Annotated in this window: 10 protein-coding genes and 7 tRNA genes; 3 read left to right on the forward strand and 14 right to left on the reverse strand. The window is 49.8% G+C overall.

The features are described from left to right. Nucleotides 1-15 precede the first annotated feature (15 nt). The 3 genes from VP504_RS11330 to ilvA are packed head-to-tail and all read left to right on the forward strand — an operon-like array spanning nt 16 to nt 4,380. Nucleotides 16-951, forward strand: coding sequence for a branched-chain amino acid transaminase (locus VP504_RS11330; RefSeq protein ID WP_325891265.1), 936 nt, complete (start codon nt 16-18; stop codon nt 949-951). A 22-nt stretch (nt 952-973) separates the two neighbouring features. Further along, a complete protein-coding gene (gene ilvD, locus VP504_RS11335; protein ID WP_325891266.1) occupies nt 974-2,815 on the forward strand; it encodes a dihydroxy-acid dehydratase in 1,842 nt (613 codons plus the stop codon). 2 nt (nt 2,816-2,817) lie between these two features. After that, a complete protein-coding gene (gene ilvA, locus VP504_RS11340; protein ID WP_325891267.1) occupies nt 2,818-4,380 on the forward strand; it encodes a threonine ammonia-lyase, biosynthetic in 1,563 nt (520 codons plus the stop codon). 58 nt (nt 4,381-4,438) lie between these two features. Here the strand turns inward: ilvA and VP504_RS11345 are convergent, their stop codons facing one another. The 14 genes from VP504_RS11345 to atpD all read right to left on the reverse strand — a co-directional run bounded on the left by VP504_RS11345 (nt 4,439) and on the right by atpD (nt 13,158). Next, a complete protein-coding gene (locus tag VP504_RS11345; RefSeq protein WP_325891268.1) occupies nt 4,439-4,810 on the reverse strand; it encodes a helix-turn-helix domain-containing protein in 372 nt (123 codons plus the stop codon). Nucleotides 4,811-5,035: 225 nt separating this feature from the next. Beyond that, entirely contained in the window at nt 5,036-5,407 is a 372-nt protein-coding gene (locus VP504_RS11350; RefSeq protein WP_062712247.1) for a helix-turn-helix transcriptional regulator, read from the reverse strand. A gap of 315 nt (nt 5,408-5,722) precedes the next feature. Beyond that, the gene (gene glmS, locus VP504_RS11355; protein WP_325891269.1) at nt 5,723-7,558 is read right to left on the reverse strand and encodes a glutamine--fructose-6-phosphate transaminase (isomerizing); all 1,836 of its coding nucleotides are present in this window, start codon (nt 7,556-7,558) and stop codon (nt 5,723-5,725) included. Between the two features lie 14 nt (nt 7,559-7,572). Next, nucleotides 7,573-8,337, reverse strand: coding sequence for a DeoR/GlpR family DNA-binding transcription regulator (locus VP504_RS11360; protein WP_325891270.1), 765 nt, complete (start codon nt 8,335-8,337; stop codon nt 7,573-7,575). Nucleotides 8,338-8,713: 376 nt separating this feature from the next. After that, nucleotides 8,714-8,798: transfer RNA gene (locus VP504_RS11365), tRNA-Leu, on the reverse strand. Between the two features lie 45 nt (nt 8,799-8,843). After that, a tRNA-Leu gene (locus VP504_RS11370) sits at nt 8,844-8,930 on the reverse strand. 87 nt (nt 8,931-9,017) lie between these two features. Further along, a tRNA-Met gene (locus VP504_RS11375) sits at nt 9,018-9,094 on the reverse strand. A gap of 11 nt (nt 9,095-9,105) precedes the next feature. Continuing rightward, nucleotides 9,106-9,180, reverse strand: a tRNA-Gln gene (locus VP504_RS11380). 36 nt (nt 9,181-9,216) lie between these two features. Continuing rightward, nucleotides 9,217-9,301: transfer RNA gene (locus VP504_RS11385), tRNA-Leu, on the reverse strand. A 38-nt stretch (nt 9,302-9,339) separates the two neighbouring features. Continuing rightward, nucleotides 9,340-9,416: transfer RNA gene (locus VP504_RS11390), tRNA-Arg, on the reverse strand. A gap of 5 nt (nt 9,417-9,421) precedes the next feature. Next, nucleotides 9,422-9,496: transfer RNA gene (locus tag VP504_RS11395), tRNA-Gln, on the reverse strand. 125 nt (nt 9,497-9,621) lie between these two features. Beyond that, complete coding sequence (gene glmU / locus VP504_RS11400) at nt 9,622-10,983, reverse strand: bifunctional UDP-N-acetylglucosamine diphosphorylase/glucosamine-1-phosphate N-acetyltransferase GlmU (RefSeq protein ID WP_325891272.1); 1,362 nt, start codon at nt 10,981-10,983, stop codon at nt 9,622-9,624. A gap of 330 nt (nt 10,984-11,313) precedes the next feature. Beyond that, nucleotides 11,314-11,736 carry a F0F1 ATP synthase subunit epsilon gene (locus VP504_RS11405; RefSeq protein ID WP_046303098.1) on the reverse strand — a complete coding sequence of 141 codons (423 nt, stop codon included), beginning with the start codon at nt 11,734-11,736 and terminating at the stop codon, nt 11,314-11,316. 18 nt (nt 11,737-11,754) lie between these two features. After that, the gene (gene atpD / locus VP504_RS11410) at nt 11,755-13,158 is read right to left on the reverse strand and encodes a F0F1 ATP synthase subunit beta (RefSeq protein ID WP_325891273.1); all 1,404 of its coding nucleotides are present in this window, start codon (nt 13,156-13,158) and stop codon (nt 11,755-11,757) included. Between the last annotated feature and the right edge of the window lie 34 nt (nt 13,159-13,192).

A 13,192-nucleotide genomic window follows, 5' to 3' on the forward strand; every position in this document is an offset into this window, starting at 1 on the left:
TAAGGATTAATAAGAATGGCAAACACAGCGGATTATATTTGGTCAAACGGCGAACTGATCCCATGGCAAGATGCCACAGTTCACGTGCTGACCCACGCCATGCATTATGGCACTTCGGTTTTTGAAGGGATTCGTTGCTACGACACCCCGAATGGCCCAGTGGTCTTCCGCCACCGCGAACACATGCAGCGCCTGAAAGACAGCGCAAAAATCTACCGCTTCCCTATTCCTTACTCAGTCGAGGAGCTAATGGAAGCATGCCGTGAAACACTGCGCACCAATAACCTGAACTCTGCTTACATCCGCCCGCTGGGTTTTGTCGGTAACGTTGGCTTGGGTGTATGCCCACCACCAGACACCAAAATGGACCTTATTATTGCTGCCTTCAGCTGGGGCACTTATCTCGGCGAAGATGCGCTAGCCAACGGTGTCGATGCCATGATTTCAAGCTGGAACCGTGCCGCGCCGAACACTATCCCAACCGCAGCCAAAGCAGGTGGTAACTACCTGTCGAGCCTGTTAGTCGGTGGCGAAGCCCGTCGCCATGGCTACGCTGAAGGTATCGCCCTGAGTGTGGATGGTTACCTGTCGGAAGGTGCCGGTGAGAACCTGTTCGTGATAAAAAATGGCGTTATTTCAACACCACCAGCGACCAGCGCCATCCTTCCAGGCATAACCCGTGACTCCATCATGACCATCGCCAAAGACATGGGTTATGAAGTGCGTGAAGAGAACATCGCGCGTGAAGCCCTCTATCTGGCTGATGAAGTTTTTATGACGGGCACAGCGGCGGAAATCGTTCCGGTTCGCAGCGTAGATCAAATCACTGTGGGTGAAGGCAAACGCGGCCCAGTCACAGAGAAAGTACAAACCGCCTTCTTTGGCCTGTTTAACGGCCAAACCGAAGACAAATGGGGATGGCTGGATCCGGTCTCTCCGGACACCAAATAAGCAGTTTTAGAGGAATAAGGAAATGCCTAAGTATCGTTCAGCCACCACCACTCACGGCCGTAATATGGCGGGTGCCCGCGCCCTTTGGCGTGCAACCGGCGTAAAAGATGAAGATTTCGGTAAGCCTATTATCGCCGTGGTTAACTCTTTCACCCAGTTCGTACCAGGTCACGTTCACCTTAAAGATCTAGGCCAACTAGTAGCGAAAGAAATCGAAGCCGCAGGCGGCATCGCAAAAGAATTCAACACCATCGCCGTCGATGACGGCATTGCCATGGGTCACGGTGGTATGCTTTACAGCCTGCCATCACGTGAGCTGATTGCTGACTCTGTGGAATACATGGTGAATGCTCACTGTGCTGATGCAATGGTGTGTATCTCCAACTGTGACAAGATCACTCCAGGAATGTTGATGGCGGCAATGCGCCTGAATATCCCAGCAATTTTCGTGTCGGGCGGTCCAATGGAAGCGGGGAAAACCAAGCTTTCGGATCAGATTCTGAAGCTGGATCTGGTTGATGCCATGATTCAGGGCGCCGATCCAAATGTGTCAGACGAGCAAAGCGAGCAGATCGAGCGCTCAGCGTGTCCAACCTGTGGCTCTTGTTCAGGTATGTTTACCGCGAACTCAATGAACTGTCTGACCGAAGCGCTGGGACTCAGCCAACCGGGTAACGGTTCCATGTTGGCAACCCACGCCGACCGCGAGCAGCTTTTCATCACGGCTGGCCAGCGCATTGTAGAGCTGACCAAACGCTATTATGAACAGGACGATGCATCGACCTTGCCACGTAATATCGCGAGCAAAGCAGCGCTTGAAAACGCCATGGCATTGGATATCGCAATGGGAGGATCGACCAATACTATCCTTCACCTGCTTGCGGCAGCGCAGGAAGGCGAGATCGATTTTGATATGACTGATATCGATCGTCTTTCCCGTCAGGTTCCACACCTGTGTAAAGTAGCACCATCCACGCAGAAATATCACATGGAAGACGTTCACCGTGCTGGTGGTGTCATGGGTATTCTGGGCGAGCTGGACCGTGCTGGCCTTCTGAAAACTGACGTACCAAATGTGTTGGGCGAGACAATGGCCGACACCTTGGCGAAATACGATATCGCTGTAACAGACAATGAAGCGGTGAAAACCTTCTACCGCGCTGGTCCTGCCGGTATCCGCACCACCAAGGCATTCTCTCAGGATTGCCGCTGGGATACGCTGGATGACGATCGCACTGAAGGTTGTATCCGCACGAAAGAAAATGCCTACAGCCAAGATGGCGGCCTTGCTGTACTCACAGGTAATATCGCTCTTGACGGCTGTATCGTGAAAACAGCGGGTGTGGAAGAAGAAAATCTGACCTTCCGCGGTCCGGCGCATGTTTTTGAGAGCCAGGAAGACGCTGTCAACGGTATTCTCGGCGGTGCAGTAAAAGCCGGTGAAGTCGTGGTTATCCGCTACGAAGGGCCAAAAGGCGGTCCAGGCATGCAGGAAATGCTCTACCCAACAACTTACCTTAAATCCATGGGCTTGGGTAAAGCCTGCGCACTAATTACTGATGGCCGCTTCTCAGGCGGTACCAGTGGCCTGTCCATCGGTCACGTTTCTCCGGAAGCTGCAAGCGGCGGCACCATTGGCCTGGTGAAGCAGGGCGACATCATCGCTATCGACATTCCAAACCGATCTATCGTGCTGGAAGTAGACGAAGCAGAACTTTCTGTACGTCGCACCGAGCAAGATGCGAAAGGCTGGAAACCTGAGTCACGTGTGCGCGAAGTGTCGTTTGCATTGAAAGCGTATGCCAGCATGGCAACCAGTGCTGATAAAGGTGCTGTGCGCGATAAAAGCAAGCTGGAGGGGTAATCATGAGTCAGGCCCGCCAACAACACAGTGAACCTGCGCCGCTCAGCAACGCCGACTACCTGCGTGATATTTTACGCGCACCTGTGTATGAGGCAGCCATTGTCAGCCCATTGCAGGATATGCCGCGAATTTCGCAGCGTTTAGGCAATACCATCCAGCTGAAGCGTGAAGACCGCCAGCCGGTGCATTCATTCAAGTTGCGCGGCGCCTATAACATGATGGCGCAGTTAACTGAAGCTCAGCAAAAAGCCGGTGTTATCGCCGCTTCTGCAGGTAACCACGCGCAGGGCGTTGCTCTGTCCGGCCATAAGCTGGGTATCAAAGCCACCATCGTGATGCCACGCACCACACCAGACATCAAAGTGGCGTCAGTGTGCGGCTTTGGTGGCAATGTGGTTTTGCATGGCAACAACTTTGATGAAGCCAAAGCCAGAGCGGTAGAGCTATCAGAAGAACACGGCTACACCTTTGTACCACCTTTTGATCACCCGTTAGTGATTGCGGGTCAGGGCACCATGGGCATGGAAATGCTGCAACAGAATGGCCATCTGGACTATATCTTCCTGCCTGTGGGCGGGGGAGGTATTGCCGCGGGCGTAGCAGTTATCGTGAAACAACTGATGCCACAGGTCAAACTCATTGCCGTAGAAGCGGAAGACTCTGCCTGCCTGAAAGCTGCATTGGATGCTGGAGAGCCTGTCACTCTGGATAATGTTGGCACCTTCGCAGACGGTGTGGCAGTCAAACGCATTGGAGATGAGACCTTCCGTCTGTGTCATGAGCATCTCGATGACATCATCACTGTGTCGAGTGACGAAATCTGTGCAGCTGTGAAAGATATCTTCGAAGATACCCGTGCGATTTCTGAACCTGCTGGGGCTTTATCACTGGCAGGTCTGAAAAAGTACACCGAACAGCAACAGCTCAAAGGCAAGAAGATGGCTGCTGTGCTTTCCGGCGCCAACACCAACTTCCACAGCCTGAGATACGTCTCTGAGCGCGCCGAACTGGGCGAGAAACGTGAAGGCCTGTTGGCCGTCACCATTCCTGAACGTACAGGCGCTTTCCTCGAGTTTTGTAAGATACTAGGAGGTCGCGCAGTGACAGAGTTTAACTACCGTCATAGTGACGATACGCTGGCAAACATCTTTGTGGGTGTGCGTTTGCAAAATGGACAGGAAGAGCTCGACGGCATCATCACCGATCTGCGAAAAGGTGGGTATCCTGTGCAGGACTTGTCTGACGATGAAATGGCGAAGGTCCACATCCGATACATGATTGGCGGACGCCCAACTAAGGCGATGAAAGAGCGTCTATATAGCTTTGAGTTCCCGGAATACCCAGGAGCCCTGCTACGCTTTCTCAACACGCTGGGAACGCATTGGAACATCAGTATCTTCAATTACCGCAATCACGGCTCTGATTATGGACGCGTGCTGTGTGGCTTTGAACTGGATGACAAAGACATCTTGTCGTTTACCTCGCACCTGCGCGAACTGGGGTATGCCTGGAAGGATGAGACGGATAACCCATCCTATAAATTCTTTCTGGCTAAATCCCAGTGAATAGCTTTACCAAGAAGACAAAAAAGCCCAGCATTGCTGGGCTTTTTGTTATTTTTACTTATTGATCTCTTTCCAGCGACGTCATGTTTATCATGTACTGTGCCAGTAGCAATGCCTGATCCATCACGAGGTTGCGCGCTGACTCCGGTAGCTGACTGAATAGCGCCAAAAGGGTATTGAGATCATCCCTGTGTGTAAACGCGATGTCGCTTCGCGTGCTTTCGCCGTACAAAAACCAGTTTAATGGACGGCCGGTTACATCAGCGATGATTGCCAGAGAAGACACTTTGGGTTCCGTTTTACCGGATTCAATATCTAAATAGGTCTGACGGGCAACATCTAAATGCTGTGCCATCTCCACCTGTGTGATATCCCGATACTCCCGCGCTTCCCTAATGCGCTGTGCAACATGACCTTTGACAATAAACATCGCTTGCCCCACAACTCGGCGCCTAGGAACAGATTGATTAGCACTGTTCACAATGACGCACTTTACTGCTAGAACTGCATTATGCACAGGGTCGTTTTCTACACATACAAAGCGTTGTTGAAGTGTGAAACAGGGCTGCTCTTGCCTAAACCAGATGACAAGGAAAATCCGCAATACCTATTTTGGCAGGCAAGGTTCTACCGAGCTTGCCAAGTAAGTAAGTGCTTAACTTCTTTGCGCTGATTTCGAGTAATTCACCAAGAATGATGCCATGTTTACGCTCTGATTTAGAATAGCAGTACGAGCCTCATGAGGCAGCTTGGAGAAATGTTCCAGCAAGCGATTAACATCCTGTTTGTACTGCACGTCGTGTAGTTCAACATCAGCATCACCATAAACGAACCATACCAATGGACGTTCAGTAATTTCTGCAATTTCTGATAACATTCTGACACGTGGCTCGGTTTTACCCGTTTCAATGTCCAGATATGTTTGGCGAGCTACTTCGAGTAGTTTGGCCATTTTCACCTGAGTGATCCCTTTCCACTCACGTGCTTCTTTGATACGTTTTGCTACTTGTGCTTTCGAGTCGATCATACTTCACTCCCTACGACTTACAGCTATCTGTTATGTAGTTGTGCTGTTTATCGACAATATGCACAATGCAGGCCAACTATTTGGGCATCGAATAATGCATTTAATATCAATTACTTATTTTTACATAAAATTGACATGTTAACATTTCTGGACTCAGTGTCTTATTATGACTGCGAAATGATTTGCAAAATGCAAATGAGACAGAGTCACCGACAGTTGCAAAAAGCAAATCAGACAGATCCTGTACTGTATACAAGACATAAAAAGGAGCCATACGGCTCCTTTTCGGTTTTTACTTCTCACTAATAAGCGGTTTTATTCCACTGTTACAGCCTTAGCAAGGTTTCGAGGCTGGTCGACATCTGTCCCTTTAATAAGGGCGACGTGATAAGACAAGAGCTGCATTGGCAAGGTGTAGAAAATAGGGGCACATACTTCATCAACATGCGGCATCGCCACGATAGTCATGCCTTCACTCTCTTCAAAGCCTGCATCTTTATCTGCAAACACATAAAGCTGCCCACCACGAGCACGAACTTCTTCAATGTTGGACTTGAGCTTTTCCAGCAACTCATTGTTCGGTGCCACCACAATCACCGGCATGTCAGCATCAATCAGTGCCAATGGGCCATGTTTAAGCTCACCTGCTGCGTAAGCCTCTGCATGGATATACGAGATTTCTTTCAGCTTCAGTGACGCTTCCATAGCGATAGGGTAGTATTCTCCTCTACCCAGAAACAATGCATGGTGCTTGTCCGCGAAATCTTCCGCCAGCAGTTCAATCTCTTTATCATACGCCAGCGCTTGCTCCATGGTCACCGGCAAGCGGTTCAATGCCTCTATGATGGTTTTTTCTCTCCCTGCATCAATGTTGCCTTTCTGTTTTCCCACTGCCGTCACCAACATCAACAATGTCGCCAACTGTGTAGTAAATGCCTTGGTAGATGCCACACCAATTTCAGCACCTGCGCGGGTCATAAACGCTAAATCGGATTCACGAACCAAAGAAGAGCCAGCCACATTACAAATGGTCATTGCGCCCATAAAGCCCCGCTCTTTGGCTTTACGTAGCGCGGCCAGCGTATCCGCGGTCTCTCCGGATTGGGAAAGGGTAATTAACAAACTGTTAGGACGGGTAGCAAAATTTCGGTAGCGAAATTCAGAAGCTATCTCAACATCACAACTCACACCAGCAATGTCTTCGAACCAGTAGCGGGCAACCATACCTGCATTGTAGGACGTACCACAGGCGACTATCTGGATGTGCTCGGCGCGCGCGAGAATATCTGCCGCGCCATGACCAATACTCTCCACCAGCACGCTGTTGCCATCAATGCGTCCTTCCAGGGTGTTGATAAGTGCTGAAGGCTGCTCAAAGATTTCTTTTTGCATGTAGTGGCGATATGGGCCCTTGTCAGCGGCATCATGCTCGATCGAAGACTCGTGTACCTGACGTTCAACACGCTCGCCATTCACATCGGTAATGCTGACTTCACGGCGGGTGATTTCCGCCACATCACCTTCTTCCAAGAAAATAAAGCGGCGGGTCACGTTTAGCAGCGCCAGCTGATCAGACGCCAGGAAGTTTTCGCCGATGCCAAGACCAATCACTAGTGGACTTCCCGAACGAGCAGCGATAAGCCGCTCTGGGTCACGTCTATCCATTACCACAGTGCCATAAGCGCCTTCCAGCTGTTTGACCGTGCGTTGGAAGGCTTCCATAAGGCAACCTTCCTGGCCCAATTCCCAATCCACAAGGTGGGCAATTACCTCAGTGTCAGTTTGGGATGTAAAAACGTAACCGCGGCCTTTAAGCAGCTCTCGGAGCGGTTCATGATTTTCAATAATGCCATTGTGAACGATAGCAATGTTATAACCCGACATGTGTGGGTGAGCGTTTGCTTCGTTTGGCTCACCATGGGTTGCCCACCGAGTGTGAGCAATACCGGTACCACCAAGAACTGGCGTTTCGACTAGAGCTTCCGCCAGATTCTGGACTTTGCCCAATCGGCGCAGCCGACGCAGTTGTTGTTCGCTGTCAGTCACCGCTAGACCCGCAGAATCATAGCCGCGGTATTCAAGTCTACGCAAACCTTCGAGTAAGATTTCAGCAACGTCCCTTTGCGCAACCGCGCCAACAATTCCACACATATTTTTCCCCGTATTTAGTCTGAGGCGCAGATCACCTCTGTGCCCGTCTCTTCAATAGCGAGTCTGGTGGTAGTATCAAGCTTACTGTCGGTGATCACTGTAGTGATAGCATCCCATGGCAATTCAAGGTTCGGAATTTTGCGGCCGATTTTATCGGATTCAATCAAAACCAAAACTTCCCGAGACACTTCCGACATGACCCTGCTCAGGCCGACAATTTCATTAAATGTTGTCGTACCGCGATTAACATCTATGCCATCGGCACCAATGAACAGCTGGTCAAAGTCATACGCACGCAATGCCTGCTCTGCGACCTGCCCCTGAAATGCTTCAGAGTGAGGGTCCCAGGTGCCGCCTGTCATTAGTAGCGTCGGCTCGTTTTCCAACTCCTTAATGGCCTGCGCCACATTCAGGGAATTGGTCATCACCACCAGACCACGCTTTTGATTAAGAAGCGGGATCAAAGCTGCCGTCGTTGAACCACTGTCCACCACAATGCGATTATGGTCGCGGATCCGGGTTGCCGCCATTTTTGCGATCGATAACTTTTGCTCCGAAACTTTTACTGCGTTTTCCGAAACCATTTCATGAGGAACCGGCACTGCTCCGCCATAACGACGCAGCAGAAGTCCATTTTTCTCAAGTTCAGCAAGGTCTTTACGGATCGTTACCTCTGATGTTTCAAACAGTGTTGAAAGCATATCTACGCTGACTTCGCCCTGCTCAGTCAGCATGGCAACAATCGCATGGCGACGTTGTTGAGTATTACGTTTCGACATGTAACCACCAAACTTTCGTTTCGAAAGATAATATAAACTTTAAATCAAAGATCAAGGATGAAATGCAATACATATCACTTTGAGCATGATCTGCAACACAGATTGAGAATTATACAGAGAGTTATACCAATCACAGTAGTTAGGTGATCAGAAATAGCGCAGGAAAAATGCTCGAGCACAAGGCGAAAAATTTCGATAAATAGTTATTCTACAATCAAATTTTTCAACGCAGTTATCGAGCATTTTAACAAGCTAAGATGAGCAGATATTTACTACGATTGGTATTACGCACTGAGAGCGCGAGAAATTGAAGTGAGAGAATGGGTTGCAAACTACAGATAGAAAAAAAGCAGGCTAAATAGCCTGCTTTCAATCATGGTGCGGAAGGAGAGACTTGAACTCTCACACCTTGCGGCGCCAGAACCTAAATCTGGTGCGTCTACCAATTTCGCCACTTCCGCAAATTGTTTTACCTAACCCATCTTGTTGAAGGCTTAAGTGATGTTTGGTGCGAAGGGAGAGACTTGAACTCTCACGTCCGTAAGGACACTAACACCTGAAGCTAGCGCGTCTACCAATTCCGCCACCATCGCAATTTTTTCGCCTGATATTGAGTTTATAACCCGCAGACACTGGTAGTGTGTCTTATCTGGCAGAAAGTCAGAGACTTTCGAAATAAGTGGTGGCTACGACGGGATTCGAACCTGTGACCCCATCATTATGAGTGATGTGCTCTAACCAACTGAGCTACGTAGCCAACCTGAAATATGGCTGGGGTACCTGGATTCGAACCAGGGAATGGCGGCATCAAAAGCCGCTGCCTTACCGCTTGGCGATACCCCAACAGCAACCACACTCGAAAGCATGATCTTTAAATAATGGTGCGGAAGGAGAGACTTGAACTCTCACACCTTGCGGCGCCAGAACCTAAATCTGGTGCGTCTACCAATTTCGCCACTTCCGCATACCTAATTGTTCATCTCACCTCTGGAAAGGAAGAGATGGCGCGTCCGGGAGGATTCGAACCTCCGACCGCCTGGTTCGTAGCCAGGTACTCTATCCAGCTGAGCTACGGACGCGTTGTTGGCTGGGGTACCTGGATTCGAACCAGGGAATGGCGGCATCAAAAGCCGCTGCCTTACCGCTTGGCGATACCCCAACAGAGGCGCGTATAATATTGCGGATTCAGAGGAGCGTCAACCCCCTATTTTTCGTTTGATGACGATTTAATCGCTTCAATAAAAAAACACCGCCTTTACGATGTTTTTTTACGCATAACAAGTGTTATTTCTGCTTAACAGGTCTCTTCCAGCCATCAATTACACGTGCTTTCGTGCGGGTAATAATGAGTTGGCCCTCTTCCACGTTACTGGTCAGTGTCGTACCTGCACCAATGGTCGCACCTTTTTTGATGGTCACCGGTGCCACCAGCTGACTATCAGAGCCGACAAACACGTCATCTTCAATCACGGTCTTGTGCTTATTGGCACCATCGTAGTTACAAGTAATGGTGCCCGCACCGATATTCACGCGCTCACCGATTTCCGCATCACCAATGTAAGTCAAATGATTCGCCTTAGAACCTTTGCCAATACGTGCATTTTTCACTTCGACGAAGTTACCCACATGTGTATCTTCCACCAGCTCAGCCCCCGGACGCAGGCGCGCAAAAGGACCGACTGTGCAGTCCTCACCAACGGAAGCACCTTCAATCACGCTGTATGGGCGAACAATAGTGTTGTCATCGATTTCACAGTCTTTCAGTACACAGCCAGTACCAATGACCACGTTGTCACCCAGAGTAACTGAACCTTCAATCACCACATTGACGTCAATTTCGACATCAGTACCACACTGTAGCTGACCACGCAGATCAAAGCGTGCCGGGTCACGGAGCATCACACCACTTTCCAACAACTTTTCTGCCTGAGCGGCTTGGTAAGCGCGTTCCAGACGTGCCAGTTGGATGCGGTTGTTGACGCCTTCTACTTCAATCGCGCTTTCCGGGTGAACTGCTTCGACAGCACGGCCTTCATCGTGGGCGATCGCAATCACATCCGTCAGGTAGTATTCGTCCTGTGCGTTGTCGCTTTTCACTTCGTTCAGCCAGCGGCGTAGATCACGTCCGGTTGCGACCATCACTCCAGTGTTTATTTCTTTGATCAGTTTTTGCTCTTGAGTGGCATCTTTATCTTCCACGATCGCCACCACAGGTCCGTTACGGCGAATGATACGTCCATAGCCGGCTGGCTTATCCAGTACCACAGTCAGCAATGCAATGCCGCCATCAGGCTGTGCATCCAACAGGTTTTCGACAGTTTGCTCTGAAATCAACGGCACATCGCCATATAGAATCAAAACCTGTTCATCATCAGCAAACTCAGGTGCAGCCTGATTAACCGCGTGTCCGGTACCTAGTTGTTCTGCCTGAAGGACCCAGTTTACCGGCTCTTCTGCCAGCGCTGCTTTCATGGCACCTCCACCGTGACCATAAACAAGGTGGACGTTTTTTGCGCCTAGTGAAGAGCAGGTATCGATAACGTGCTTAGCCATAGGTTTGCCAGCAAGGGTATGCAGTACCTTTGGCAGGTTGGAGTACATACGGGTTCCCTTACCCGCAGCCAGAATCACAGCACTGAAATTCATGGAGAATTGTCCTTGGTATTGAGGGTCTACTTCAAATAATGGCGCTTATTGTAACGGTTCGCTTTGTAAAACGGGATTCAAACCTATAAGAAATTCATAAATTTCCGTCATCTTGTAGCAATTTTCAGGCGATACCTCGCAGATAATCACTTAAGAAAACCCACACATAAATTCACATCAACTAATTGATAATTAACTCATAAAAACTGAACATATCTTTTTCTATCATGATTTAAAGACCGAAAAATTAGGCGATTTAAAAACGAGAAAAACAAGCATAAAAAAGGCGACCTCTCGGTCGCCATTCAGTCTTTGGGTGATACCTGGTACTCAGCGTGCCTTTTTGGTCAGCTCGATAACTCGTAGCTGGGCAATCGCCTTGGCCAGATCACTGGCCGCCTGAGCAAAGTCCATATCGCCATGTTTGTTGAGGATACGATCCTCTGCACGGCGCTTCGCTTCTTCTGCCTTGGCCTGATCCAGATCGACGCCGCGAATTGCGGTATCTGCCAGCACAGTGACTGCGCTTGGCTGCACTTCGAGCATACCGCCAGAAAGATAAATCACCTCTTCGTGGCCATGTTGCTTAGTAATGCGGATCATGCCCGGCGTGATAGCGGTCAGCAGCGGGGTGTGGCTTGGGTAAATACCCAATTCACCTTCGCTACCCGTTACCTGAATTGCTTCAGCACGGCCAGAAAACAGTTGTTTCTCTGCGCTTACTACATCCAGGTGAAAGGTCATCGCTGCCATGTCGCCTCCTACCAGCTATTACAGGTTCTTCGCTTTTTCCAGTACTTCTTCGATACCGCCACAGTACAGGAATGCCTGCTCAGGGATATCGTCGTACTCACCGCTCAGCAGACCTTTAAAGCCTGTGATGGTTTCTTTCAGCGAAACATAAACACCTGGCTGACCTGTGAAGACTTCTGCTACGTGGTAAGGCTGAGTCAGGAAACGCTCAATCTTACGTGCACGGGCTACTGCCAGTTTGTCGTCTTCAGACAGTTCATCCATACCCAGAATCGCGATGATGTCTTTCAGCTCTTTGTAGCGTTGCAGTACAGACTGCACACCACGTGCAACATCATAGTGCTCTTGACCTATAACCAGAGGATCCAGCTGACGTGACGTCGAATCCAATGGGTCGATTGCTGGGTACAGACCCAGTGCAGCGATGTTACGCGAAAGTACAACGGTCGCATCCAAGTGCGCGAACGTGGTTGCTGGAGATGGGTCAGTCAAGTCATCCGCAGGTACGTATACTGCCTGTACAGATGTGATAGAACCACTCTTGGTCGAGGTGATACGCTCCTGAAGAACACCCATCTCTTCTGCTAGTGTAGGCTGGTAACCAACCGCAGATGGCATACGACCCAGCAGTGCCGATACTTCGGTACCTGCAAGGGTGTAACGATAGATGTTATCGATGAACAGCAGTACGTCACGGCCTTCATCACGAAACTTCTCAGCCATTGTCAGGCCAGTCAGTGCAACACGCAAACGGTTACCCGGTGGCTCGTTCATCTGACCGTAAACCATCGCTACTTTCGATTCTGCTGGATTCTCAACGTTTACAACGCCCGCTTCCTGCATCTCGTAGTAGAAGTCGTTACCCTCACGAGTACGCTCACCAACACCTGCGAATACAGACAGACCAGAGTGTTGAAGTGCGATGTTGTTGATAAGCTCCATCATGTTAACGGTCTTACCAACACCTGCACCACCGAACAGACCGATTTTACCACCCTTCGCGAATGGACAAACCAGGTCGATAACCTTAACGCCGGTTTCCAGCAGTTCGGTTGCATTTGATTGGTCTTCGTAGCTTGGCGCTTCACGGTGAATAGAGTAACGCTCTTTCTCACCGATATCGCCACGCTCGTCGATTGAGTCACCCAGTACGTTCATGATACGTCCCAGGGTCTCAGTGCCTACTGGCACTTCAATCGGCTTACCAGTATTTTCTACTTCCAGTCCACGACGCAGACCATCAGACGAACCCATTGCGATGGTACGAACGATACCACCACCAAGCTGCTGCTGAACTTCCAGCACCAGACGCTCGCCTTCACGTTTCACGTTCAGGGCGTCATATACCTGAGGTACAGACTCCTGTAGAAACTCTACGTCGACTACCGCACCGATGATCTGAACGATCTTACCTGTAGCCATCGTTATTCCTCTAAAATAGTTCGTTGGCCCTTGC

Source organism: Grimontia sp. NTOU-MAR1 (assembly GCF_035758505.1).
GTDB lineage: Bacteria > Pseudomonadota > Gammaproteobacteria > Enterobacterales > Vibrionaceae > Enterovibrio > Enterovibrio marinus.

Bases quoted from the DNA above. Each gene is read 5' to 3' on its own strand.
- glmU (WP_325891272.1), bottom strand. From the start codon at position 10,983: ATGAATTTCAGTGCTGTGATTCTGGCTGCGGGTAAGGGAACCCGTATG.
- VP504_RS11330 (WP_325891265.1), top strand. From the start codon at position 16: ATGGCAAACACAGCGGATTATATTTGGTCAAACGGCGAACTGATCCCA.
- VP504_RS11405 (WP_046303098.1), bottom strand. From the start codon at position 11,736: ATGGCAGCGATGACCTTTCACCTGGATGTAGTAAGCGCAGAGAAACAA.
- ilvD (WP_325891266.1), top strand. From the start codon at position 974: ATGCCTAAGTATCGTTCAGCCACCACCACTCACGGCCGTAATATGGCG.
- ilvA (WP_325891267.1), top strand. From the start codon at position 2,818: ATGAGTCAGGCCCGCCAACAACACAGTGAACCTGCGCCGCTCAGCAAC.
- glmS (WP_325891269.1), bottom strand. From the start codon at position 7,558: ATGTGTGGAATTGTTGGCGCGGTTGCGCAAAGGGACGTTGCTGAAATC.
- VP504_RS11350 (WP_062712247.1), bottom strand. From the start codon at position 5,407: ATGATCGACTCGAAAGCACAAGTAGCAAAACGTATCAAAGAAGCACGT.
- VP504_RS11360 (WP_325891270.1), bottom strand. From the start codon at position 8,337: ATGTCGAAACGTAATACTCAACAACGTCGCCATGCGATTGTTGCCATG.
- atpD (WP_325891273.1), bottom strand. From the start codon at position 13,158: ATGGCTACAGGTAAGATCGTTCAGATCATCGGTGCGGTAGTCGACGTA.
- VP504_RS11345 (WP_325891268.1), bottom strand. From the start codon at position 4,810: ATGTTTATTGTCAAAGGTCATGTTGCACAGCGCATTAGGGAAGCGCGG.